This window comes from Pseudomonas sp. BW16M2, assembly GCF_014268865.1.
Classification (GTDB): Bacteria; Pseudomonadota; Gammaproteobacteria; order Pseudomonadales; family Pseudomonadaceae; genus Aquipseudomonas; species Aquipseudomonas peradeniyensis.
The window spans coordinates 107,619-133,230 of record NZ_JABWRI010000012.1 but is presented as its reverse complement, the minus strand read 5'-3'; the positions used below and the strand labels follow the sequence as shown (position 1 = coordinate 133,230).

Genomic DNA, 25,612 nt, shown 5'->3' with positions numbered 1-25,612 from the left:
TCATCCTTGGCGCTTGAAGCCGGTCACGGCGGGACGTGGCGGCCAGGGCAGGCGCTCGCGCCGCCCGTTGTTGTCGAAGATCAGGCCATCGGCGTCGATGTCCTGCAGCACGATGCCCGGTGCCAGGCGCTGGCCACGGCCGAGGGTGCGCACCTGCTGGCCGTGGCGCAGCACCACCACGCTCGCCGACAGCGGCTGGGCCTTGAGCCCGCCCAGGTAGGCCAGGGGCAGGCGGGTGATGGGGATACTTCCGTCATCGATGGGGGCTTGCCAGTGCTCCACCAGCAGGCCCGGCAGCGCGACGTCCGTCTGAACCGGTGCGCTGGCCGGCAGCGGCTGGCGGCTGAGCAGCAGCACGCATTGCGCCGCCAGCCAGGCGGCCAGGGTCAGCAAGGCGAAGGTGACCAGGCGCGAAGTCACGCCGCCACCTGGTGCGGGTGCCAGCCCGGATGACCCTGGACGTAGCGCACCGCCGGCAATTGCAAGGTTGCTAGCGTCCAGCCCGGCGTCTGCCGGGTCAGCCAGGCCTCCAGGGTCTGCCACAGCGGCACACCGGCCTGGGCGTCGAAGTGCAGGCCGAAGGTGCGGCACAGGCCCTCGACCGGCTGCAGGCCGATGATGCGCTTGCCGTTGGGGCTGTAGCTCACCTGCCAGTTCTGGCTCTGCCAGCGCGGCAGGTCCTGGCTGTTGTCCAGCAGCAGCGGGTCACCGAACAGTTGCTCGGCGGCGTTCTCCAGCACCTGTTCGACCTGGCGCGCCGGGGCTTCGACCACTGGCGCGGGGTAGCCACCGGTGAGGCTGATCAGGTGTTCACGGGTGATCGGCTCGCCCGCCCGCAGCGGGAAGTCGTAACGCAGGCCGGGCAGCAGCACCGGCATGCTCGAATCGTCGGCCAGGGCCTGGTGCAGCAGGCGGTCCCAGCTGCCGCCACGGGTATCGCGGCGCCACAGCGCTTCGGGGGCGCGGGCCAGGGGCTGGTCGAGCCAGGCGGCGTGGCCGCTGCGCTGGCGTTGCAGCTCGCCGCGTAGCTGGCTGGCGCGGGCCTGGGCCTGCGGACCGAGGCTGTGCTCGAAGGACGGAAAAAAACGCGCCTCGAACTGCCACTGGCCACCGGCCTGACGGCAACGCAGGCGAAACGCGCCACTGGCCCGGCAGCCGGCGAACAGCACCGGCACCCGCCGGCCACTGGCCTGGCTCGCCAGTACCGGCGCGGGCCACAGGTCCTGACCACGGGCGCACAGCAGCACATCCACTTCCGGCACCCGCTCGGCCAGCCACAGACCGGGGCCGGTACCGACATCCGCCAGCGCCACTACCAGGTCGGCCTCGCGCCGGGCCTGCTGGAAGCTCGGTTGCAGCGACTGGTACCACTGTTTCAGGGAGGCTTTCTGGTCCTGGGCGTAAGGGTCGGTGACCCCCACCACCGCAATGCGCACGCCTGCGCGCTGGAACACCTTGACGCCTTCAACGCCCAGCGCCTTGGCCTGGGTGTCGGCCAGTCCGGCGCCGAGGGTAATAGAAGAAGACTGGCGATAGAGCCCGGCGCTACGCTGCGGCCACAATACCCGCTCGTCGCTGCTGACCCGCGCCTCGCTGCCCAGCAGCTGGCTGCCCTGCACGCCGCTTTCGCCCTGGGTGAGGTAGGCCAGGCCACTGCCGTTCCAGCACTGGCCGTTCTCCAGGGTCAGGCACTGCTCACTGCCGGCTTCGGCGCGCAATTGTTCGAGCAGTGCCGCAAGCACCGCGTAACCGCCGGTACGGGCCTGGCCGGCCAAGCCCGCGTCGAGCAACGGCGCCAGCTCCGGCTGCCCGGCACTGGCGTTGGGCCCGCTCATCCACGGCGCGCGGCCCAGATGGCTGACCGGCCCCAGGCGCGTGGCCGGTACCACGGCCTGGCCCGGCTGACGGGCATCGAGGGTGTCGGCCACATACAGCAGATCCAGCGCCCGGTCGCTGCCGCCACGCGGCCCCGGCAGCGCGGAACAGGCGCCGAGCAGCGGCGCCAGCGCACCGACGCCCATCCACCCGATCACCTCGCGCCTGCCCACACTGCTTGCCATCGACTCCGCCATCCCTGTTCACGTTGGGACCCGGATATTGCGGCGTTGGCGTGACAGTTTGATGGCAGAAATCCGCTGATAATTCCAAAACAGCCTTGATTAGGCCTTTAGTAATAGCAGTGCGTTTTAAACGCCCTTTAACATTTCTGCCAATCAATCGACATACTTGCCGTCTACAGTCGCGGTTTCCTTCAACTCAGCCAAAAAAGGACACCCTGATGAGTCGAGATACCGGCGATAACCTGGACCGGAACCTGAGCGGCAACCTGCCGATGGCCAGTGTCATGGACACCTACCTGAGCCGTCGCGCCGTGGTGCGCGGCAGCCTCGGCGCCGCCATCGCCATGATCGCCGGCACCGGCCTGACCGGTTGCTTCGACGGCGGCGGCGGCTCCGACAACGACGATCCGGCGCCCCAGCCGGAAAAACCGAAACTCAAGCTGGGCTTCAATTCCATCCCAGGTTCGCGCACCGATGCCTGCGTGGTCGCCGCCGGCTACAGCGCCTATGTGCTGGCGCCCTGGGGCACGCCGCTGAACGCCACCGCCAACCCCTGGAAGGCCGACGGCAGCAACACTTCCACCGACCAGGCCAACGCCATGGGCATGCACCACGACGGCATGCACTTCTTCCCCATCAACGGCAGCTCCAGTGATGGCCTGCTGGCGATCAACTTCGAGTACATCGATACCGCCGCCCTGCACCCGGCCGGCCCCACCACCGTCGCCGGCAAGCGCCCGGTCGAAGAGGTACGCAAGGAGATCAACGCCCATGGTGCGGGCGTGGTACGCATCAGCAAGGTCGCCGGGCGCTGGCAGGTGGTCAATAACGACCCGCTCAACCGCCGCTTCACCACCGTCTCGCTGATGGACATTGCCGGCCCGATGCGCGGCACCGACCACGTCAAGACCAAGTTCTCGCCCACCGGCACCCAGTGCCGCGGCACCAACAACAACTGCGGCAACGGCTATACCCCGTGGGGCACCTACCTGACCTGCGAGGAGAACTGGCCCGGCATCTTCGTCAACAAGGGCACCCGCCCGGCCAACCAGGTGCGCATCGGCGTCTCCAGCAGCAGCGGCCAGTACAAGTGGGAAACCGCGGCCGGTGACGCCAGCGAAGTGGCCGGCGAGTTCGCCCGCTTCGACATCACCCCCACCGGCGCCAGCGCCACCGACGACTTCCGCAACGAAGCCAGCACCTACGGCTACATCGTCGAGATCGACCCGTACACCAGCAACACCCTGGCAGTGAAGCGCACCGCCCTGGGCCGATTCCGCCACGAAGGCTGCTGCCCGGGCCTGCCGGTGGCCGGCAAGCCGCTGGTCTGGTATACCGGCGACGACTCCAACAACGAGTACCTGTACAAGTTCGTCTCCGACGCCCTGTGGGATCCGGCAGACGCCAACCCGGCCGACCGCCTGGCCACCGGTGCCAAATATATGGACAAGGGCAAGCTCTACGTGGCCCGCTTCGACGCCAACGGCACCGGCGCCTGGCTGCTGCTCGACGTCGCCACCCCGACCACCGGCGGCAGCACCCTTGGCGCGCTGTTCACCGATTTGCCGGGCATCATCCTCAACACCCGTGGCGCCGCCGACGCCGTGGGCGCCACGCCCATGGACCGTCCGGAGTGGACCGCCGTCAACCCGCTCAACGGCGACGTCTACCTGACCCTGACCAACAACAGCGCGCGCACCGCCGCCAAGGTCGACGCGGCCAACCCGCGCGGCCCGAACCGCCACGGCCACATCATCCGCTGGCACGACAGCGACGACCACAAGACCTTCACCTGGGACATCTTCGTGTTCGGCGCCAACGCCGCCGGCACCCCGGACATCAACCGCTCGGGCCTGACCGAACTGAACCAGTTCGCCAGCCCCGACGGCATGAGCTTCGATAGCCGCGGCGTGCTGTGGTTCGAGACCGACAACGGCGAGGCCACCCTGACCAGCTACACCAACGACCAGGTGCTGGCGGTGATCCCCACCGACCTGGTGGACGCCAACGGCAAGCAGATCCCGGTCAACGCCACCAACCAGGCAGACCTGCGTCGCTTCTTCGTCGGGCCGAACGGTTGCGAGGTGACGGGCATCACCTTCACCCCGGACAACAAGACGATGTTCGTCAACATCCAGCACCCGGACAACTGGCCGACCACCGACAAGGCCACCGACGTCACGCCGACCGGCACCTCGGTGCGGCCACGGGCTTCGACGGTGGTGATCCAGCGTAATGACGGCGGAGAGATCGGTACCGTCTGATCGATCAGCTTTAGCCTCACGCCGCTCCTACAGAGGTTGCATATAGCCTGCGATTACGTACTACCAGGCCACCGCCTCCCGCCCCCTGACCCGCACCTGCTGCGCCGGCACCCGCGCATGCCATTGCACCACGCCCAGCGCCTCGATCTGGAACTGGCTGCGCAACGTGCGCCCCTCTTCCTCGAACGACAGCTGCAGCACGAAATGGCCGCTGTTGAGCAACAACCCTTCGCTTAGCCGGGCGAAGGTCTCGTCATCCACCGCGCCCAGCGCCTGGCGCAGTGCCGCGGCATCCACATAGCCCGCCGCCGGCCGGCCGCTGATGATGCGGCTGAGCATCGAACGGGAAAACTGCCCCTCGTACAGGGCCTCCAACAACGGCAGGTGCTCCAGCCCCAGGGCGTTGGCATTGAGTCGCCAGCCACCGGTCGATGGCAGTGCGCAGAGCATTCGGTAGCGGCTTTGTCGGCCACTGTCCGGCTCCAACAGCAGGTTGAGTTCACTGGTGTCGAGCATTGGCTGATTGGCCGCCAACCGGGGTGGCTGCTGGCGCAGGTACTGGGCACTCTCGGCCCCTTGCAAGCGGGCATCGCTGTCGGCATCCAGCCAGTCGGCCAGGGCATCGACCAACCGCTCGGCGGCCATGTCGTCGCCGAGCAGGTGGCGCAGCTGGCGCTCGGCCCGCGGGCCATCCTCGCCCAACAACGCATTCACGTTGAAGCAACCGTGCTGGTCGATCACCCGCAGTTGCGCCTTGCCGGCGCCGAAGTCATAGGCCAGCGGCTGCCCGCGCAGGGCCTGCCAGAACAGCGGGCTGGCCCGCCAGGCCGGATCGCGCAGGGCCTGGGAGGCATAGGCAAGCCCCGCCTGCTCCATGGCCCGCACCTGTACCCGCTGGTGCAACAGGCGCACCTCGTCCACCTGGCGCCGGCCATCTTCCACCAGCCAGGCCAGCCCCGCCGCGAGCATCGCCAACACCACCAGCACCATCAGCAGTGCCGCGCCCTGTTGTCGCCTGCGCCCCATCCCTGTCTTCCCGTGGCCACTGCAAAGCGCCAGTCAACACGCCCGTTGTTTCAACCAGATGGCAGTCATGTGCCCGTCATCTGCGCAGGGCAGGATTGGCCTTCCTTTTTCTTTGGCCTGACAGGAGTGGTCTTACATGGGTGGCATCGGAATCTGGCAATTGGTGATCGTGCTGTTGATCGTCTTCCTGCTGTTCGGCACCAAGCGTCTCAAGGGGCTGGGCAGTGATGTCGGCGAGGCGATCCAGGGCTTTCGCAAGTCCATGGGCGGTACTGCCGACAACAGCGTCGAGCAACAACCGCAAGTGCTGAACAATCAGCCGGTACAACAGACGCAGACGGATCGTCAGGCCTGATGTTCGAGATCGGCTTCACCGAACTGCTGCTGGTCGGTATCGTCGCCCTGCTGGTGCTCGGTCCCGAGCGCCTGCCGGTGGCGGCGCGTACCCTCGGCCGTGGGCTGGGCCAGGCACGCCGGGCGCTGAATGCACTGAAGGCGCAGGTGGAGCGGGAGATCGACATGCCCGCCCTGGATGCCGCGCCGCTGCAGCGCCTGGAGCAGGAGATCCGCCAGGGTATCCAGCTCGACGCGACGCCGGCCAATGACCCGACCACGCTCCACACCAAGGAAAGCGCCTGATGTCCCTCGCCCTCGACCAGGCGGCGCGCATGCCGCTGACCGACCACCTGCGCGACCTGCGCAAGCGCCTGGTGCGCTGCCTGCTGGTGGTCGCGCTGGTGTTCTGCGGCTTGTTCCCCTTCGCCCAGACGCTGTACACGCAGATCTCCGAACCGCTGCGCCGCTACCTGCCCGAAGGCGCCAGCATGATCGCCACCAGCGTCACCTCGCCGTTCCTCACGCCGTTCAAGCTGACGGCGATGTGCGCGCTGTTCGTCGCCATGCCGCTGCTGCTGCACCAGGCCTGGGGCTTCATCGCCCCGGGGCTGTACCGCCGCGAACGGCGCATTGCCTTGCCGCTGCTGGTGTCGAGCATCCTGCTGTTCTACGGCGGCATGGCCTTCGCGTTCTTCCTGGTGTTCCCGATGATGTTCGGCTTCTTCGCCAGCGTGACCCCGGACGGGGTGGCGATGATGACCGACATCGGCTTGTACCTGGACTTCATCATGGCGCTGTTCCTGGCGTTCGGCCTGGCCTTCGAGATCCCGGTGGCGACCTTCATCGTGGTCTGGGCGGGGTTGACCGACGTCGCCACGCTGCGGCGCAGCCGGCCTTATGTGATTGTCGGCTGCTTCGTGGTGGGGATGATCCTGACGCCGCCGGATGTGTTTTCCCAGACCCTGCTGGCGGTGCCAATGTGGGTGCTGTTCGAGGTGGGGTTGCTGGCGTGTGGGTTGGTGCGCCGGGTGGTGTAAAGCTGTACCGGCCTTATCGCGGGTGAGCGTGGAACGGATACTGATGAAGGGTGCGAGACGGGGTGGATCGGGGACAATTTTTTTCATAGGTCCAACTCTTGTGCGTTCCAAGGAAGCGCCATCCCATGGCAATTCTCACAAGACAAAGGGTGGCAGCCGTGAACGGGGTGAGAATCCGGGGCACAAGAAACCCGGTCAGACCGAAGTCTGCCCGTGCACGGCTGCCATGAAGGGACTGCCGAAAAACTTGTACTCCAGGATTCTCACACCCTGGTCACCAAATCTGGCGACCCGATGAAGTTATCCCTGGGGTATTTCCCCGACAACGCGGCGGCTTCCGGCAAGCGCGTAGGATAGTTCCCAAGCTTTGCTGGCTGAAGCATTTGGTTTCAGGTTCGGAAATGTCTGACAGCTCTTGAGATCGCTGGGGCTGTTTCACAGCCCTTTCGCGGCACAAGGCCGCTCCTACATAGGAGTACGCGCATCCCTGTAGGAGCGGCCTTGTACCGCGAAAGGGGCGCAAGGCGCCCCCTGGGATTGCGACAGATGACCTGACCAGTGGTATTGACCTGGTATTAAAGTGGTATTAATTTCCATCCAACAACAATACCGGACACCGCCCATGCGTCCTCTATCGGCCCTGCGCCCCGACGACACCAGCGCCACCCCGCTCTACCTGCAGCTGGCGCGCAACCTTGAGCAGGCCATCCACGCCGGCCAATGGACCGCCGACCAGGCGCTGCCCTCGGAGCGCACCCTCAGCGAAACCCTGGACATCTCCCGGGTCACCGCGCGCAAGGCCCTCGAGGTCCTGCTCGAACAAGGCCTGATCCATCGCATCCAGGGCTCCGGCACCTTCATCACGCCACGCCTCGAACAACCCCTGTCACGCCTGTCGAGCTTCAGCGAAATGCTGCGCATGAAAGGCTTCGTGCCCAGCTCCCAGTGGCTCGAGCGCAGCATCGGCACCCCAAGCAACGACGAACTGATCCGCCTCGGCCTGTCGCCCACCGACCAGGTGGTCCACCTCAAGCGCCTGCGCAAGGCCGACGACATCGTCATGGCGGTGGAGGTCAGCACCCTGCCCGCCCGCCTGCTCGGCGACCCACAGGCCATCGGCGATTCGCTCTACCAGCACCTCGACCGGCTCGGCCGCCCGGTGGTCCGTGCCCTGCAACACATCCGCGCGATCAACGCCGGCGACGAGCTGGCCGCCCAGGTGGGCATCGCCCCCGGCACCGCCATGCTGCTGATGACCCGGATCGGCTACCTCGACGACAACACCGCCATTGAGCTGACCGACACCTACTGCCGCAACGACTACTACGACTTCGTCGCCGAACTGCGACGCTGACCGGAGCCCCCATGGACATCGCCAACATCCTCACCCCCGACGGCTGGGTGCGCGGACAACTGCACCTCGAAAACGGCCGCATCCGGGCCATCGACGGTACGCCGTGCGACCCGCAGGCCAACGACCTGCCGTACCTGTTGCCGGGTTTCATCGACCTGCACGTGCACGGCGGTGGCGGCAGCGACATCATGCAGGGCGGCGACGCCTTCGCCACCATCGCCCGCACCCACCGGCGTTTCGGCACAACCTCGCTGCTGGCCACCACCATGACCGCGCCCCGCGAGGAACTGACCCGCGTGCTCGCCGAACTGGGCGAGCACCTCAAGCACCCGCGCCAGGGCGCGCGCATCCTCGGCGTGCACCTGGAAGGCCCGTACATCAACCCCGGCAAGCTCGGCGCGCAACCGAACTTCGCCCACCAGGCACTGCTCGACGAGGTGGAGCAATACCTGGCCCTGGCGCCGATCAAGGTCATCACCATCGCCCCGGAAATCGCCGGCCACCTGCCGCTGATCCAGGCCCTGAGCCAGCGCGGCATCCGCCTGCAGCTCGGCCACACCCTGGGCAGCTACGAAGAAGGCGTGGCGGCCCTGGAGGCCGGCGCCACCAGCTTCACCCACCTGTACAACGCCATGAGCCCGCTGCACCACCGCGAGCCGGGCATCGTCGGCGCGGCCCTGGCCCACGCCCGCTACGCCGAACTGATTCCCGACCTGCTGCACGTGCACCCCGGTGCCATGCGCGTGGCCCTGCGCTCGATCCCGTGCCTGTACTGCGTGACCGACTCCACCGCCGCCGCCGGCATGCCCGACGGCGAATACCGCCTGGGCAGCCACACCGTGACCAAGTGCCTGGGCGGCGTGCGCCTGCCCGACGGCACCCTGGCCGGCAGCACCCTGACCATGGACCAGGCCCTGCGCAACCTGGTGAAGATCGGCCTGCCGCTGGCCGAAGCCTCCGAGCGCCTGTCGCGCCATCCCGCCGATTATCTCGGCATCGCCGACCGTGGCCGCCTGCAACCGGGCGCCTGGGCCGACGCAGTGCTGCTGGACCGCCAACTGAACCTGACCGCCGTGATGATCGAAGGAGAAACCGCATGAGTTCAAGGATGCTCGAAGAAGCCCGCGCCTGCGCCGAGGTCGTCGAACGTCAGACGCAGACGCTGGACCCGCGCCTGGAAACCCTGGCCGAACAGCTACGCCGGCTCGACCCGCAAGTGGCGCTGACCGTGGCCCGGGGCAGCTCGGACCACGCCGCCAGTTACTTCGCCTACATCGCCATGCAGCAGCTGGGCCTGCCGGTGGCTTCGCTGCCGATGTCGGTGGTGACCCTGCAGCAGGCACCGCTGCGGGTGCGTGGCCAGGTGGCCCTGGGGTTCTCGCAGTCGGGCCAGAGCCCGGACCTGGTCGACAGCCTGCGCCGCCTGGGCCAGTGCGGGGCGACCACGGTCTCGCTGGTCAACGCCGAAGGCTCGCCCCTGGAGCAGGCCTGCCAGCATCACTTGCCGCTGTGCGCAGGCCCTGAGCTGTCGGTGGCGGCGACCAAGAGCTTCGTCGCCACCCTGGCTGCCGGCGCCCGCCTGGTCGCCCACTGGGGCCAGGACCGCGCCCTGCAGGAAGCCGGCCTTGCCCTGCCCGCGCAACTGCGCGAGGCCGCCGGGCAAGACTGGAGCCCGGCCATCGATACCCTGCGCGACAGTGAGCGCCTGATGGTGATCGGCCGTGGCGCGGGCTTCGCCATCGCCCAGGAGGCCGCGCTCAAGCTCAAGGAAACCTCGGTGATCCAGGCCGAGGCCTTCAGCAGCGCCGAAGTACGCCATGGCCCGATGGCCCTGATCGATGCCCAGTACCCGCTGCTGGTGTTCGCCCCCCGTGGCGTCGAGCAGGCCGGGTTGCTGCAGCTGGCCGCCGACATGCGCCAGCGCGGTGCCCGCGTGCTGCTGGCGGCGCCGGCCGATATCGCCGGGCGCGACCTCACCCTGAGCTGCGCCGAACACCCGGCCCTGGACCCGCTGCTGGCGATCCAGAGCTTCTACATCATGGCCGCGGCCCTGGCCGAGGCCCGCGGCCTCGACCCCGACCAGCCGCGCCACCTGAGCAAAGTGACCTGCACGCAGTGAAGCCGCGAGGAACAGCGCATGCCCGACAATAACAAGATCATCCTCCATGCCCCGCTCGCCGGACCACAGGTACCGCTGGACCAGGTACCGGACCCGGTGTTCAGCAGCGGCACCTTGGGCGACGGCGTCGCCATCGACCCGTTGAACGACGTGCTGCACGCGCCCTGCGCGGGCGAAGTGGTGCAACTGGCCCGTACCGGCCATGCGCTGACCCTGCGCGCGGCCAACGGCGCGGAAGTCCTCCTGCATATCGGTGTCGACACCGTGCAGTTGCAGGGGCGCGGCTTCTCGCCGTTGGTAGCGCTGGGCGACCAAGTGCTACAGGGACAACCGCTGGTGCGCTTCGACATGGACCTGGTGGCGCAGCACTGCGTCAGCCTGGTCACCGTGATGCTGGTCAGCAATGGCCCGGGCTTTGGCCTGACGCGACTGGACACAGGTGCTTCGCGCCTGGGTGCGGCGCTGCTGGAGGTCGAGGCCACCGGCAGCGAAGCGCAGGCACAACCGGTCAGCCATGAGTGCGCACGCGGTCATGCCCGGGTCGCTCATCACGGCGGTCTGCATGCCCGCCCTGCCGCCCTGCTGCGCCAGACCGCGCAAGGCTTCCAGAGCCATGCCGTGCTGCGTTTCGCCGAGCGCGAGGCCGACCTCACCAGCCTGGTGGCGGTCATGGGCCTGGGCGTTGGCGAAGGCGCCGAAGTCGAACTGATCTGTACCGGGCCGGACAGCCAGGCCGCGCTGCAGGCGTTGATCGCCGCCGTGCAGACCGCCTCGGTCGCTGAACGCCATGCCGCGCATGCCCCCACAAGCATCGCCACGCCCAAACCCAATGCCGAGCCCGGCGTGCTAAACGGGGTTTGCGCCGCCCCCGGCCTCGCCCTCGGGCCACTGGCGCGCCTGGACGGCATCAGCCTGCCGGCGGACAGCGGCGACAACGACCCCGCCGAACAGCACCAGGCGCTGAACACTGCCCTGGCCGAGGTCCGCCATGCCATCGACCGCGACTGGCGGCACCTGCCTCGCGGCCAGGAGGACGCGGCGGCGATCCTCGAGGCCCACCTGGCCCTGCTCGACGACCCGGCCCTGCTCGGCGACGCCCGCCAGCATATCGCCGGCGGCGTCGCCGCCAGCCATGCCTGGAGCCGCGCCATCGAGACCCAGTGCCAGGTCCTGCGCAGCCTGGGCAATCCATTGCTGGCCGAACGCGCCAACGACCTCTATGACCTGCAGCAGCGGGTGCTGCGCGCCCTGCTCGGCGAAACCCGGCAACTGCGCCTGCCGCCGGCGGCCATCGTCGTCGCCCACGAGCTGACCCCCTCCGACCTGTTGCTGCTTACCCGCCACGATGTCGCCGGGCTGTGCATGGCCGCCGGTGGCGCCACCTCGCACGTCGCCATCCTCGCCCGTGCCCGCGGCCTGCCATGCCTGGTGGCCGTGGGCGAAGCGCTGCTCGACCTGCCCGCCGGCACGCCCCTGGTGCTGGACGCCGACCAGGGTCGTCTGGAAACCCAGGCCGCCCCGCAACGCCTGGCCGAGGTCCACTGCCACCTGCAGCAACGCCGCGAAATCCGCCAGCGCCAGCAGGCCGCCGCGCAGCAAGGCGCGCGTACCCGCGATGGCCAGTTGATCGAGGTCGCGGCCAACGTCGCCAGCGCCGAAGAGGCCGCCCAGGCCCTGGCCCAGGGCGCCGACGGCATCGGCCTGCTGCGCAGCGAGTTCCTGTTCATCGACCGCCCCACCGCACCGGACGAGGCCGAGCAGCGCAACGCCTACCAGGCGGTGCTCGACGCCATGGCCGAGCGCCCGGTGATCATCCGCACCATCGACGTCGGCGGCGACAAGCAGCTCGACTACCTGCCCCTGCCGGCCGAGGCCAACCCGGTGCTGGGCCTGCGCGGCATCCGCCTGGGCCAGGTGCGCCCGGAGCTGCTCGACCAGCAGTTGCGCGCCCTGCTCCAGGTCAGCCCGCAGCGACGCTGCCGAATCATGCTGCCGATGGTCACCGAGGTCGACGAGCTGATCGCCATCCGCCAGCGCCTCGACCGGCTGGCCGCCGAGCTGGGCGTGACGGCACGCGCCGAACTGGGGGTGATGATCGAGGTGCCGGCCGCGGCGCTGCTCGCCGAGCGCCTAGCCGAGCACGCGGACTTCTTCTCCATCGGCACCAACGACCTGTCCCAGTACACCCTGGCCATGGACCGTGACCATGCCGGGCTGGCGGCGCGGGTCGATGCCCTGCACCCGGCACTGCTGCGCCTGATCGAGCTGACCTGCCAGGGCGCGGCGAAGCACGGTCGCTGGGTCGGCGTGTGCGGTGCGCTGGCCTCCGACCCGCTGGCCACGCCGGTGCTGGTCGGCCTCGGCGTGGCCGAGCTGTCGGTCAGCGCGCCGCAGATCGGCGAGATCAAGGCCCTGGTCCGCCAGCTCGACGCCAGCGCCTGCCGCCGCTTCAGCCAGGGCCTGCTGGGCCTGGCCAGCGCCGGGGCCGTACGCCAGGCCTGCCGCGACTTCGCCGCGCAATCCCACGCCCAACCCGCGGCCCCCGTGGCCCTACAACAATAATCGGAGCGCACCATGTACCAGCACTTCATCCAGGGCCTGCAGCGGCTCGGCCGCGCCTTGATGCTGCCCATCGCCATCCTGCCCATCGCCGGCCTGTTGCTGCGCCTGGGCGACACCGACCTGCTCGACATCGCCCTGGTGCATGACGCCGGGCAAGCGATCTTCGCCAACCTGGCGCTGATCTTCGCCATCGGCATCGCCGTGGGCTTCGCCCGCGACAACAACGGCACCGCGGGCCTGGCCGGCGCCATCGGCTACCTGGTGCTGGTGGCTACGCTGAAGGTGATCGATCCGAAGATCGACATGGGCATGCTCGCCGGCATTATCTGCGGCCTGCTCGGCGGCGGCCTGTACAACCGCTTCAAGGACATCCAGCTGCCGGACTACCTGGCGTTCTTCGGTGGCCGGCGCTTCGTGCCGATCGCCACCGGGGTGTCGGCGGTGTTTCTCGGGCTGCTGTTCGGCCTGATCTGGCCACCGATCCAGCACGGCATCAACGCACTCGGCCAACTGATGCTGGAGAGCGGCAGCATCGGCGCGTTCTTCTTCGGCGTGCTCAACCGACTGCTGATCATCACCGGCCTGCACCATATCCTCAACAACCTGGTGTGGTTCGTCTTTGGCAGCTTCCAGGCGGCCAGCGGCCAGGTGGTCACCGGCGATCTGGCGCGCTTCTTCGCCGGCGACCCGAACGCCGGACAGTTCATGACCGGCATGTTCCCGGTGATGATCTTCGGCCTGCCCGCCGCCTGCCTGGCCATGTACCGCCATGCCCTGCCGCAGCGGCGCAAGCTGATCGGCGGGGTGCTGCTGTCGATGGCGCTGACCTCGGCGCTGACCGGGGTGACCGAGCCGATCGAATTCGCCTTTATGTTCCTGGCGCCGCTGCTGTACCTGATCCATGCGCTGCTGACTGGGCTGTCCATGGCCATCTGCGACCTGCTGGGGATCCGCCTGGGCTTCACCTTCTCCGGCGGCGGCATCGACATGGCCCTGGGCTGGGGGCGTTCGAGCAACGGCTGGCTGGTGTTCCCGGTGGGCGTGCTCTATGGGTTGGTCTACTACTTCGTGTTCGACTACTGCATCCGCCGTTTCGACCTGAAGACACCCGGCCGCGAGGAACAGGCGGCCAGCCAGGCCGAGGGCAGCGATGCGCCGCGGGCCCGACGCTATATCGATGCCCTCGGCGGCGCGGCCAACCTGCAGGGCGTGGATGCCTGCACCACGCGCCTGCGCCTGGTACTGGCCGACCGCAACCTGGCCCGCGACCAGGACCTGAAGGCCCTTGGCGCCCTCGCCGTGGTACGCCCCGGTACCGGTGGCAGCCTGCAGGTGGTGGTGGGGCCGATGGCCGATGCACTGGCCGACGAGATTCGCGGGGAGCTGCCCCATGCGCGGGTGGCGCCGCCGGTTGTCGAGAAGGCCGCAGTGGCCACCGAGACGGTCGTTGCGGATGAATGGCTGCAGGCCCTGGGCGGGCGCGAGAATGTACTGGAGGCGCAGTGCGTGGCCTCGAGCCGAGTGCGAGTGCGGGTCAGGAATGAGGCCAAGGTAGAGCAGGAACGCCTGGCCGCCCTGGGATGCCTGGGTGTGAGCCCGCAGGCGGGTGGGGTGTGGCATCTGGTCGTGGGTAGCAAGGCGCCTGCGTTGGGCAGCGCTTTGCAGGGCTGAAAAGCATCGCGGGGCAAGCCCGCTCCCACAAGGCCTGTTGATACCTTGTGGGAGCGGGCTTGCCCCGCGATGACATTCGACGCCGTTCTAGAAATCGGCCAGCGGCCAGACCTCATAAGCCGGCGTTTCATACGGGTGGCTCTGCTTGAGCGCGGCGACCACCTGGGCGATCAGCGCATCAGCCACCACCAACTCCACCTTCCACTCCTCGACCACCTCGACCTGGCCAGTCTGCCCGAGGTACGGCTGGCTGCCGTCCAACGGGCGGAACTGGCCCTGGCCGAGGGTTTGCCATGCGCAGTGGTCGTAGTCGCCGATGCGTCCGCCACCAGCTGCGAACACGGCGGCCTTGACCACCTCGACATGGCTGTCGGGGACGAAGAAGGCGAGCTTGTACACCCTTAGTTCACCCACACTCGCGCATTGCGGAACATGCGCATCAGGGCCGCGTCTTCCTGCCACTCATCCGGGCGCCAGGAGTTCTGCACGGCGCGGAACATCCGCTCCGGGTGCGGCATCATGATGGTCACGCGGCCGTCGCGGCTGGTCAGGCCGGTGATCCCACGCGGCGAGCCGTTCGGGTTGGCCGGGTAGGCTTCGGTGACCTTGCCGTGGTTGTCGACGTAGCGCAGGGCCACGCAACCGGACAGGTCGGCTTCCAGCAGTGCCTCTTCGCTTGCGAACTCGGCATGGCCTTCACCGTGGGCGATGGCGATCGGCATACGCGAACCGGCCATGCCCTGCAGGAAGATCGAGTTGGACTTCTGTACCTCGACCATGGCCACGCGGGCCTCGAACTGCTCCGAGCGGTTGCGCACGAAGTGCGGCCAGTACTCGGTGCCCGGGATCAGCTCGTGCAGGTTGGACATCATCTGGCAACCGTTGCACACGCCCAGGGCGAAGCTGTCGGTACGCTCGAAGAAGGCCTGGAAGGCATCACGGGCACGGGCGTTGAACAGCGCCGACTTGGCCCAGCCCTCACCGGCACCCAGCACGTCGCCGTAGGAGAAGCCGCCGCAGGCCACCAGGCCTTTGAAGGCTTCGAAGTCGACACGGCCAGACAGGATGTCGCTCATGTGCACGTCGACCGCAGCGAAGCCCGCGCGGTCGAAGGCGGCAGCCATCTCGACCTGGCCGTTGACACCCTGCTCGCGCAGGATCGCCACTTGCGGACGCACGCCTTTCTTGATGTACGGCGCGGCAATGTCGTCGTTGACGTCGTAGCCCAGCTTGACCGACAGGCCCGGGTTGTCTTCTTCCAGCAGGGCGTCGAATTCCTGGTCGGCGCAGTCGGCGTTGTCGCGCAGGCGCTGGACCTGGTAGCTAGTCTCGGCCCACTGGCGCTGCAGCAAGCGGCGATCGCCGTTGAACAGCTCTTCTCCTTCGAAGTTGATCAGCACTTCACCGTTGTTGATCGGCTGGCCGATCACGGCGACGCAATCCTCACCCAGGCCAGCGGCGCTGAACTGCGCCAGTACATCCGGCGTGGCGTCCTGACGGACCTGGATCACCGCGCCCAGCTCTTCGTTGAAGAGGATGGCCGCGACTTTCTCGCGCTTGCTGGTCAGGTTGCCCAGTTCCAGCTCCAGGCCACAGTGGCCGGCGAAGGCCATTTCCAGCACGGAGGTCAGCAGGCCGCCGTCGGAACGGTCGTGGTAGGCCAGCAGGTGGCCGTCTTCGTTCAGGCCCTGGATCACGGCGAAGAACGCCTTGAGGTCCTCGGCGTCATCGACGTCCGGCGCCTGGGCGGCCAGCTTGCCGTGGGTCTGCGCCAGGATCGAGGCGCCCATGCGGTTCTTGCCACGGCCCAGGTCGATCAGGATCAGGTCGGTTTCGCCCTTGTCCATGCGCAGTTGCGGGGTCAGGGTCTTGCGGATGTCGGTGACCGGGGCGAAGCCGGTGATGATCAGCGACATCGGCGAGGTGACGCTCTTCTGCTCGCCCGCTTCGCTCCACTGGGTCTTCATCGACATCGAGTCTTTACCGACCGGAATGGTGATGCCCAGCTCCGGGCACAGCTCCATGCCGACGGCCTTGACGGTGTCGTACAGGCGGGCGTCTTCACCCGGGTGACCGGCGGCGGACATCCAGTTGGCCGACAGTTTGATGTCGGACAGCTTCTCGATGCGCGAGGCGGCCAGGTTGGTCAGGGTCTCGCCGATCGCCATGCGCCCGGACGCCGGGGCGTCGAGCAGGGCCAGCGGCGTGCGTTCGCCCATGGCCATGGCTTCACCGGTGTAGACGTCGAAGCTGGTGGCGGTGACGGCGCAGTCGGCCACCGGCACCTGCCACGGGCCGACCATCTGGTCACGGGCCACGAGGCCGGTGATGGTACGGTCGCCGATGGTGATCAGGAAGCTCTTGCTGGCCACGGCCGGGTGACGCAGGACGCGCTCGACCGAGTCCTTGAGTTCCAGGGTGCTCGGGTCGAACTCATCGCCCAGCTCCGCTTCGCGGGTGACCGAACGGTGCATGCGCGGCGGCTTGCCCAGCAGCACGTCCAGCGGCATGTCCACCGGGGTGTTGTCGAAGTGGCTGTCGGTGACGGTGAGGTGCTTCTCTTCGGTGGCCTCGCCCACGACCGCGAACGGGCAGCGCTCACGCTCGCAGATGGCCTGGAAGCGCTCGAAGTCCTCGGCGCTGACCGCCAGCACGTAGCGCTCCTGCGATTCGTTGGACCAGATCTCGTGCGGGGCCATGCCCGGCTCGTCGTTGGGCACGTTGCGCAGTTCGAAGCGGCCACCGCGGCCACCGTCGTTGACCAGCTCCGGGAAGGCGTTGGAGATGCCGCCGGCGCCGACGTCGTGGATGAAGGCGATCGGGTTCTTGTCGCCCAGCTGCCAGCAGCGGTCGATGACCTCCTGGCAACGGCGTTCCATTTCCGGGTTCTCGCGCTGTACCGAGGCGAAGTCCAGGTCAGCCGAGCTGGCGCCGGTGGCGACCGACGAGGCGGCGCCGCCGCCCAGGCCGATCAACATGGCCGGGCCGCCGAGCACGATCAGCTTGGCGCCGACGGTAATCTCGCCCTTCTGCACGTGGTCTTCACGGATGTTGCCCATGCCGCCGGCGAGCATGATCGGCTTGTGGTAGCCACGGACTTCTTCACCGTGCGGGGTGTTGATGCCCTGCTCGAAGGTGCGGAAGTAGCCGGTCAGCGCCGGACGGCCGAATTCGTTGTTGAACGCGGCGCCGCCCAGTGGGCCTTCGATCATGATGTCGAGGGCGTCGACGATACGCTCTGGCTTGCCGTAAGGCTTCTCCCATGGCTGCTCGAAGCCCGGAATACGCAGGTTGGAAACGGTGAAGCCGGTCAGGCCGGCCTTGGGCTTGGCGCCACGGCCGGTGGCGCCTTCGTCGCGGATCTCGCCGCCGGAGCCGGTGGAGGCGCCGGAGAACGGGGCGATGGCGGTCGGGTGGTTGTGCGTCTCGACCTTCATCAGGATGTGCACCGGCTCCTGCACCGCGCCGTACTGGCGGGTCTCAGGGTTCGGGAAGAAGCGGCCGGCGACGCTGCCGACGATCACCGAGGCGTTGTCCTTGTACGCAGACAGCACGCCTTCGCTGTGCATCTGGTAGGTGTTCTTGATCATGCCGAACAGGCTCTTCTCCTGCGCCTGGCCGTCGATGTCCCAGCTGGCGTTGAAGATCTTGTGGCGGCAGTGTTCGGAGTTGGCCTGGGCGAACATCATCAGTTCGATGTCGTTCGGGTTGCGCGCAAGGTTCTGGAAAGCATTGACCAGGTAGTCGATCTCGTCCTCGGCCAGGGCCAGGCCCAGGTCGATGTTGGCTTGCGCCAGGGCGGCGCGGCCACCGGCGAGGATGTCCACAGAGGTCATCGGCTTGGGCTGGGCGTGGCTGAACAGGTCGGCGGCGTCTTCCAGCTTGGCCAGCACGCGCTGGGTCATGCGGTCGTGCAGCTCGGCGGCAAGCACCTGGGCGTCGGCGTCGGAAATGTTACCAGCGACGTAGTAGGCGATGCCGCGCTCCAGGCGCTGGATCGACTGCAGGCCGCAGTTGTGGGCGATGTCGCTGGCCTTGGATGCCCAGGGCGAGATGGTGCCCAGGCGCGGCACGACCAGGAACAGGCGGCCGGCTGGCTCCTGCACCGGCACGCTCGGGCCGTACTTGAGCAGACGGCCCAGCACCTGCTGCTGGTCGGCGGTCAGCTCGCCGTCGACGTCGGCGAAGTGGGCGAATTCGGCATACAAACCAGTAACAGCGGGGACTTTCTGGCTCAGTTGCTCGAGTAATTTACCGTGGCGAAAGGCAGAAAGGGCAGGAGCGCCGCGCAGGATCAACATCGTCGGGACAGCCTCAGGAAGGGGTGTGCTTAGAGGCCGTGCATTCTAGCCTAATTCGCAGGCTTTCGGCACCCGCTCGAAGCCAATGCTGCCGGGCGGTGGAACCGGACTTCAGGGTCAAAAAAATCCAGGGGATTTCATCGTGGGAGCGGGCTTGCCCCGCGATGACGCCTGCCGGCAAAGAGATTGCCTGAACAGGCGAATCGCGGGGCAAGCCCGCTCCCACGACCTGCTGCGCCCTGTCGCAGGCACAGCGACGTGCTACCAGACAAGCCACATATTGTCGAGATATGGCGCCGCCGGTCCTTTGCGTATACTGCACCCTATGTTCGCCCACACTGCTTTGCGCCAGCGATGCGCCAGATGGCTCCTCGCAACCGGACTCTTCCTGATGCTCGGTGCCTGCGTTGAAAAACCCAGCACCCTCGAACGCGTCAAGGAGGATGGCGTATTGCGCGTGATTACCCGCAACAGCCCGGCCACCTATTTCCAGGACCGCAACGGCGAAACCGGTTTCGAATATGAACTGGTCAAGCGCTTCGCCGACGACCTGGGTGTGAAGCTCGAGATCGAGACCGCCGACAACCTCGACGAGCTGTTCGACCAGCTGGGCAAGCCGTCCGGCCCGGTGCTGGCCGCCGCCGGCCTGGTCAGCAGTGAGCGTCGCGCCGCCCAGGCGAAGTTCTCCCACCCTTACCTCGAGGTGACCCCGCAGGTCATCTACCGCAATGGCCGCTCACGGCCGACCAGCGCCAAGGGGCTGGTCGGCAAGAAGATCATGGTGCTCAAGGGCAGCAGCCACGCAGACCAGCTCGCCGAGCTGAAAAAGCAGAACCCGGGGCTGGAGTACGAGGAGTCCGACGCCGTCGAGGTGGTCGACCTGCTGCGCATGGTCGACGAGGGCCAGATCGACCTGACCCTGGTCGACTCCAACGAGCTGGCCATGAACCAGGTGTACTTCCCCAACGTGCGCGTGGCCTTCGACCTAGGCGACACCCGCGACCAGCGCTGGGCGGTGGCCGCCGGCGAAGACAACAGCCTGCTCAACGAGATCAACGAGTTTCTCGACAAGTCGCAGAAGAACGGCACCCTGCAGCGCCTGAAGGACCGTTACTACGGCCACGTCGATGTCCTCGGCTACGTCGGCGCCTACACCTTCGCCCAGCACTTGCAGCAGCGCCTGCCCAAGTACGAGAAGCACTTCAAGACCAGCTCCAAGGTCGAGCAGGTCGACTGGCGCCTGCTCGCCGCGATCGGCTACCAGGAATCGATGTGGCAGCCGGAAGTCACCTCCAAGACCGGCGTGCGCGGCCTGATGATGCTGACCCAGCGCACCGCCCAGGCCATGGGCGTGTCCAACCGCCTGGACCCCAAGCAGAGCATTCAGGGTGGCGCCAAGTACTTCATGCTGGTCAAGGACCAGCTCGACGACAGCATCAAGGAGCCGGACCGCACCTGGTTCGCCCTGGCCGCCTACAACGTCGGCAGCGGCCACCTGGAGGACGCCCGCACCCTGGCCAGGCGCGAAGGCCTGAACCCGAACAAATGGCTGGATGTGAAGAAGATGCTGCCGCGTCTGTCGCAGAAGCAGTGGTACAGCAAGACCAAGTACGGCTATGCCCGCGGCGGCGAGCCGGTACATTTCGTGGCCAACATCCGTCGCTACTACGACATTCTCACCTGGGTCACGCAGCCGCAGCTCGAGGGCCAGGTGGCCGAGGGCAACCTGCATGTGCCAGCGGTGAACAAGGACAAGCCGGCGGAACAATCACCGCCGATGTGATGGCCTGCGCTGCCAATGCGTGGGAGCGGGCTTGCCCCGCGATAACGTGGGTGCAGGTTAACCTTTGGCCCGCCGAGCCTTGAAGAACTCGCTGAGGATCGCCCCACACTCCTCTGCCAGCACCCCACCCTCGAACATCACCCGATGGTTGAGGAACCCCTGGCTGAAGAACTGCCCCTGGCTCTGCACGATCCCCGCCTTGGGCTCCAGCGCCCCATAGACCACCCGCGCCACCCGCGAATGGACGATCAACCCCGCGCACATGCTGCATGGCTCCAGGGTCACGTACAGGGTACTACCCGGCAACCGGTAGTTGCTGGCCGACTTGGCCGCAGCGCGGATCGCCACCATTTCGGCGTGGGCGCTGGGGTCGCTGTCGATGATCGGCCGGTTGAAGCCCTGGCCGATCACCTGGCCATGCTGCACCAGCACCGCCCCCACCGGCACCTCGCCCAGGGCCGCGCCCTGGGCCGCCAAATCGAGGGCCAGGCGCATGAATTCCTGGTCGCGGCTGCGATCGATGATCTGCGGTCGCATCAGACCACCGCGATCGCGGCCATCAGGCCGGTTTCCATGTGGTCGATGACGTGGCAGTGGAACATCCAGGTACCCGGGTTGTCCGCCACCAGCGCCACCTGCGCCCGCTCGTTCTTGCCCAGAAGGTAGGTGTCGGTGAACCACGGCTCGACGATCTTGCGCCGATTGGAGGCGATCACCTTGAAACTCATGCCATGCAGGTGGATCGGGTGCTGGTACTGGGTCATGTTCTTCAGCTCGAGGATGTAGCTCTTGCCCTTCTGCAGCGTGGCGATCGGCCGGTCGGCACAGGTCTTGTCGGTGATGTCCCAGGCCTGGCCGTTGATCTGCCACAGGCTCGGCGGCTTGCCGTTCTCGGTGTTCACCGAGACCTTGCCGACCCATTCGAAATTGAAGTTGAGCTTCTCGGCGTTCTCCAGGTCCGGCTCGGCCACCGGGTTGGGCGGCAGGGCCTTGGGCCAGTCGCCGGGCGCCTCGCTGCTGGCCACCGAGCGCAAGGTGCCCAGGCGCACGAAGCCATCACGCAGGGAGATCTCTTCACCCGCCTCGGGGATGCGGATCGCCAGGCAGATGCGCATGCCCGGCCCGAGCCAATACTCGTCGTCCAGCGGTCGCGGGGTCACCGGGTTGCCATCGAGGGCGTAGATCATGGCCTCGCAGTTGCCCTTGAGGTTCAAGCGGTAAGTCCAGGTGTTGTCCAGGTTCAGCAGCCGTACCCGTACCACCTGCCCGGCCGGCAGCTCGGTGATCGAATCGGCCTGGCCGTTGATGGTGATCAGGCGCCCGGCGGTGCCGTTGCGGGCCGCCTCGCGGGGGATGCTGAACGGCAGCCAGGCGCCCTGCTCGTCCACGTGCCAGTTCTTCAGGCTCAGGGTGCGCTCATGCCGGAAGCCCGTGGGCTCGCGTTCCTCGACGATCAGCGGCCCGACCAGGCCGCGGCCCAGCTCCTCGGAGCTGCTGACATGCGGGTGATACCAGTAGCTGCCGGCATCCGGCACCTTGAACTTGTAGTCGAAGTATTCGCCCGGCTTGACCGGCAATTGCGAGACATACGGCACACCATCCATCTCCAACGGCAGGCGAATGCCGTGCCAATGGATGGTGGTCTCGACCGGTAGATGGTTGATGAAGCGCACCCGCAGCCAGGTGCCCTGGCGCACCCGCAGCTCGGTACCCGGCGCCGACGGGCCGAAGGCCCAGGCCTCGGTCTTGAAGCCCGGCACCAGCTCGACGTCGAGGGGCGCGGCGATCAGTTCGTAGTCGTGCCCGGCGTTGTCGTCCTCGACCTTGCCCAGCCAGTAGCGTGCCGCGCCTCCGGCGCCCAGGCCTACCACCACGAGGCCGGTCAGGCCCTTGAGCATTTGTCGACGGGTAAAGGACATCGGTGCGGGTACCTCGTGTTCTGCGCAATCAGCCTGCCAGCAGCGGCTGGCGATGAAGGGCGAATACGATACACCTGCAAATGGGAAAGATTAAGTGAAAGCCGCCAATACCCCGGCGTCGGTCAATCAATATGTACCGCCTTCCGGGCTTTCGACCGCTTGAGACTGATGGTCATCCTTCTCTATTGGAACATCGTGATGCCCATCATTACCCGCACCTCCAGCGATCGGCAAACCTTGCTGGCAATCGCCCGGCAACTCACCGAAGACTGCCCGGACATGCGCGAGATGGCGCGAACCGTCGCGCAACAGATCCTCGACCGCAATGGCCTGAAAGCGCTGGATCCCGACAGTGTGTACCTGCACCGATTCAATACCGCCGTCAGCAGCCCCAGGACCTTCAACGGCTGGCAACACTTCGATCAGCCGTACGAGTCCCTGACTTTGCCACAACTGGTGATGCACCGTTTCGATGTTCATGACCAGGACAACGCTGACTTGCTCAGCTATCTGGTGGGTTTCTACAGCGATGGGCCAGGCAAGGACAGCTACGACGAACACAATGAAGTACGGCTCGATGCCAAGGATGTGCTGGAGGACTTCTGGAAGATCGACTTCGCCGCTGACTTCAAGCGGCGGATGGGCACCTTCTGGACGAACCATTCGGAAAACTTCCGCACGCTGGCCAAGGCCAACTTCCTGAGCAAGGTACTGGAAGCCTGCGCCCATGACCCCAAGTCGGCGTTCGCCCGTCAGAGCAGTGACATCGTGCGGGCACTGACCGGAGCAATGTCCTGGCCGCCATCGATGCAAGCGTTGAACCAACGAACGCTGCCGGATAACGGCGTGCGCGTATGCACATTCGATATCGGCGGCCATGTCGCGACGGATATCCTGCGCCTGCAGATGCAAGACGGTAGCCAGGTCATCTACCTGCCCGGGGACATCGACGGCCTGTATCACTTCCAGGATGTTCAGGCATTGTTCCTGTGGGTGCTCAACCACTGCAATCATGCCGAGAACCGGGCACGCTTCGTGGCGCACTTTTCCCTGAACGATCGCGACGAGGGCGACAGCCAGGTCGGGTTGAACCATTTGATCGACCTGCTCTACCACGGCTGGGGCAGGCAGGATTTCTCCGGCCTCAATACGCTGGACCAGCAAATTGACGAAGACGCCTTCGACTGGCTGCGCAACAAAGCCCGCCAGCGGATGCTCGATGATGCGCACTTCACCCTGCGCTCCAACGCCGACCTGCGCAAACAGCTGTGGATCGGTTACTTGAAGGCAGGCCTGCAAGTGTTCGGCCCCATGGCAGCAGTGGACTGGCCGGTGGCCTTGGCGCTGGTGGGCGCTGGCATCGCCGAAACCGGCCTGAACATCGACCAGGCGATCAACGGGCACACGACCCGCGAACGCAAGGCAGGCGTTACGGGCGCGATTTTCGCCGCCATCGAGACCCTGTTCAATGCGACCTTTCTGCTCAGCGCTCCCGGCAGATCCCTTGCCGAGTTGGGTGAAGCAGACGGAACAACGGATATCGGGGAGCGCCCAACCGAGACGGAGGAACCCGCGGCCTCCAGCGATAGCGAAGTCGAGGATGACTCAACGACAAGCGTGGCGGATGCCATAAAAACCTGGGTACCCGCCCCTTTCCAACCTGCGCAAAGCTGGGAGCTGCTGCGCCCTTTCGAAACTAATGTAGTGCTCAGCGGCGAACCGGGGTCAGGTACCCTTGAAGGGATCTACACGCAAGGCGGGCAATTCTACGCACTGGTTGAAGATATGCCTTACCAGGTGCGTTTTGTATCAGAGCTGAAAACCTGGACCATCGTCGACCCCGACAACCCGCTATCTTTCTACAAGAACCAGCCGATCCGCCTGGATGCAGAGGGACACTGGCAACCCGTGGATCGCCCAGGCCTCAAAGGGGGCATGCTCACACGCCTGAAGGCCTGGGGCCGCCCGTCAACGTCTGCGAGCCCGCCTGCGCTTGCAGAGACACCTTATGACGTCCCCGCCGACCTGCGCCAATCACTGAACGATGTTTCAGAACATGAGATTACGGGTACGCGGGAACGATTGGATGCACCAGAACGCAACGCCGCCCTCCAGCGTTTCCGCCAGCTACGTGATCAATTGGCGACAGACGCCAATGACTTCATGAAGACGGTGCAGCCTCCCCCACGCCCACAGATACCTGAGATCCCTCCTGGCGCGGCCTCCAAACAAGTGCTGCAAAGCATCTACGAGAACAGCAGTGGTTTGGTGATAGGTGAGGCGCATAGCGGCCTTGGCAGCAAGCGATTGCTGATCGACAACATGCGCCTGCTGCGCAAGTTGAAGGTCAGGACGCTATACATGGAGCACTACACGACCGACTTCCAGCAAGCGGACCTGGACACGTTCAACCGCAGTGGCGTGATGCCCAAAGCCCTTGATGCCTACGTCACGGAGCAAGACCTCGGGCACGGCACCGATCCGGCGGGCCGCTACACGTTCCGCCGGGTACTGGCCGAGGCACAGAAAAATGGTGTGCGTATCCAGTCCATCGATTGCATGGCCAGCTACCGCCAAGCCTGGGCAAGCCCGGTATCCGCCGTGACACGCCAGCAGATGATGAACTTTTATGCGCACCTGATCATCGAGGCCGACCAGGCTGCACGAGGTCCGGGAAAATGGGTTGCACTGGTGGGCAGCAGCCACGCCAACAACTTCCATGGCGTTACCGGTTTGGCTGAAACGGAAGGCGCGATCGGCCTGCGTGTCGAAGACGCTCCAATCGACGGAATCGGCGCCTACAGCGTCGACCCCGGCAGGGATGTCGTCGACCCAAAGGCTGGCGTCAGGCATCTGAAAAGCGACCTGCTCCTGCGTGCAGCAGTGTTGCCCGTAAGCTCGACGTCGCCCGACTTCGACAGCATGCTGGTCACGCCAGGTGATTACACCATCGAACGGGTCAATGGCGAGGAATACGTGATCAACCGCAGCCGGAATTCGACCCTGCGACGCACCCTGATCAAACGAGACAGGCGCTATCGCTACATCGAACGCCCCGACTGGCCAGACGTGCATGAACGCCGCTTCGAACACCTTGCCGACCTGCATACCCGCCTGAGCCTGCGCGGCATGCGCTACATCAGTCATTGAGCTGAGCGCAGATACGACAAGGGCGCCTTG

The 25,612-nt window shown here is 66.5% G+C and carries 18 protein-coding genes; 11 read left to right on the top strand and 7 right to left on the bottom strand.

Translation table 11 applies throughout. The annotated features are described in order from the left end of the window. Together HU735_RS13590 and HU735_RS13585 are read right to left on the bottom strand one after the other, a co-directional pair. Positions 1-420: a pilus assembly protein PilZ gene (locus HU735_RS13590; protein WP_186713910.1), complete on the bottom strand. Its 420-nt coding sequence runs from the start codon at positions 418-420 to the stop codon at positions 1-3. Beyond that, positions 417-2,060 carry a lipoprotein UxpA gene (locus tag HU735_RS13585; RefSeq protein WP_186713909.1) on the bottom strand — a complete coding sequence of 548 codons (1,644 nt, stop codon included), beginning with the start codon at positions 2,058-2,060 and terminating at the stop codon, positions 417-419. The genes HU735_RS13590 and HU735_RS13585 overlap by 4 nt, the downstream gene beginning before the upstream one ends. A gap of 218 nt (positions 2,061-2,278) precedes the next feature. Between HU735_RS13585 and HU735_RS13580 the strand changes: the two genes are divergently transcribed. After that, positions 2,279-4,324, top strand: coding sequence for a PhoX family phosphatase (locus HU735_RS13580; RefSeq protein WP_186713908.1), 2,046 nt, complete (start codon positions 2,279-2,281; stop codon positions 4,322-4,324). Positions 4,325-4,384: 60 nt separating this feature from the next. On the opposite strand, the gene gspK is transcribed toward HU735_RS13580, so the two are convergent. After that, a complete protein-coding gene (gene gspK, locus HU735_RS13575; RefSeq protein WP_186713907.1) occupies positions 4,385-5,350 on the bottom strand; it encodes a type II secretion system minor pseudopilin GspK in 966 nt (321 codons plus the stop codon). A 136-nt stretch (positions 5,351-5,486) separates the two neighbouring features. On the opposite strand from gspK, the gene tatA reads away from it, so the two are divergent. The 8 genes from tatA to nagE all read left to right on the top strand — a co-directional run bounded on the left by tatA (position 5,487) and on the right by nagE (position 14,429). Then, a complete protein-coding gene (gene tatA, locus HU735_RS13570; protein ID WP_050704176.1) occupies positions 5,487-5,705 on the top strand; it encodes a twin-arginine translocase TatA/TatE family subunit in 219 nt (72 codons plus the stop codon). Beyond that, positions 5,705-5,989, top strand: a complete 285-nt coding sequence (gene tatB, locus HU735_RS13565; protein WP_186713906.1) for a Sec-independent protein translocase protein TatB — start codon at positions 5,705-5,707, stop codon at positions 5,987-5,989. The genes tatA and tatB overlap by 1 nt, the downstream gene beginning before the upstream one ends. Then, the gene (gene tatC, locus HU735_RS13560) at positions 5,989-6,723 is read left to right on the top strand and encodes a twin-arginine translocase subunit TatC (protein WP_186713905.1); all 735 of its coding nucleotides are present in this window, start codon (positions 5,989-5,991) and stop codon (positions 6,721-6,723) included. Before tatB ends, tatC begins: the two co-directional genes overlap by 1 nt. 622 nt (positions 6,724-7,345) lie before the next feature. Next, a complete protein-coding gene (locus HU735_RS13555; protein WP_110738341.1) occupies positions 7,346-8,077 on the top strand; it encodes a GntR family transcriptional regulator in 732 nt (243 codons plus the stop codon). An 11-nt stretch (positions 8,078-8,088) separates the two neighbouring features. Then, positions 8,089-9,177 carry an N-acetylglucosamine-6-phosphate deacetylase gene (gene nagA, locus HU735_RS13550; protein WP_186713904.1) on the top strand — a complete coding sequence of 363 codons (1,089 nt, stop codon included), beginning with the start codon at positions 8,089-8,091 and terminating at the stop codon, positions 9,175-9,177. Continuing rightward, entirely contained in the window at positions 9,174-10,196 is a 1,023-nt protein-coding gene (locus tag HU735_RS13545; RefSeq protein ID WP_186713903.1) for an SIS domain-containing protein, read from the top strand. Before nagA ends, HU735_RS13545 begins: the two co-directional genes overlap by 4 nt. Before the next feature lie 18 nt (positions 10,197-10,214). Then, a complete protein-coding gene (ptsP, locus tag HU735_RS13540) occupies positions 10,215-12,758 on the top strand; it encodes a phosphoenolpyruvate--protein phosphotransferase (RefSeq protein WP_186713902.1) in 2,544 nt (847 codons plus the stop codon). Between the two features lie 12 nt (positions 12,759-12,770). Continuing rightward, entirely contained in the window at positions 12,771-14,429 is a 1,659-nt protein-coding gene (gene nagE / locus HU735_RS13535; RefSeq protein ID WP_186713901.1) for an N-acetylglucosamine-specific PTS transporter subunit IIBC, read from the top strand. An 87-nt stretch (positions 14,430-14,516) separates the two neighbouring features. Here nagE and HU735_RS13530 read toward each other — a convergent pair whose 3' ends face one another. Together HU735_RS13530 and purL are read right to left on the bottom strand one after the other, a co-directional pair. Further along, positions 14,517-14,828: an NGG1p interacting factor NIF3 gene (locus HU735_RS13530; protein ID WP_050704166.1), complete on the bottom strand. Its 312-nt coding sequence runs from the start codon at positions 14,826-14,828 to the stop codon at positions 14,517-14,519. Between the two features lie 2 nt (positions 14,829-14,830). Further along, a complete protein-coding gene (gene purL / locus HU735_RS13525) occupies positions 14,831-18,730 on the bottom strand; it encodes a phosphoribosylformylglycinamidine synthase (protein ID WP_186713900.1) in 3,900 nt (1,299 codons plus the stop codon). Between the two features lie 325 nt (positions 18,731-19,055). Between purL and mltF the strand changes: the two genes are divergently transcribed. After that, a complete protein-coding gene (mltF, locus tag HU735_RS13520; RefSeq protein WP_186713899.1) occupies positions 19,056-20,513 on the top strand; it encodes a membrane-bound lytic murein transglycosylase MltF in 1,458 nt (485 codons plus the stop codon). A 57-nt stretch (positions 20,514-20,570) separates the two neighbouring features. On the opposite strand, the gene tadA is transcribed toward mltF, so the two are convergent. Then, a complete protein-coding gene (gene tadA, locus HU735_RS13515) occupies positions 20,571-21,050 on the bottom strand; it encodes a tRNA adenosine(34) deaminase TadA (protein ID WP_186713898.1) in 480 nt (159 codons plus the stop codon). Then, positions 21,050-22,432 carry a multicopper oxidase family protein gene (locus HU735_RS13510; RefSeq protein ID WP_186713897.1) on the bottom strand — a complete coding sequence of 461 codons (1,383 nt, stop codon included), beginning with the start codon at positions 22,430-22,432 and terminating at the stop codon, positions 21,050-21,052. Before HU735_RS13510 ends, tadA begins: the two co-directional genes overlap by 1 nt. Positions 22,433-22,600: 168 nt before the next feature. Between HU735_RS13510 and HU735_RS13505 the strand changes: the two genes are divergently transcribed. After that, entirely contained in the window at positions 22,601-25,582 is a 2,982-nt protein-coding gene (locus HU735_RS13505; RefSeq protein WP_238349812.1) for a membrane-targeted effector domain-containing toxin, read from the top strand. Positions 25,583-25,612: the final 30 nt, after the last annotated feature.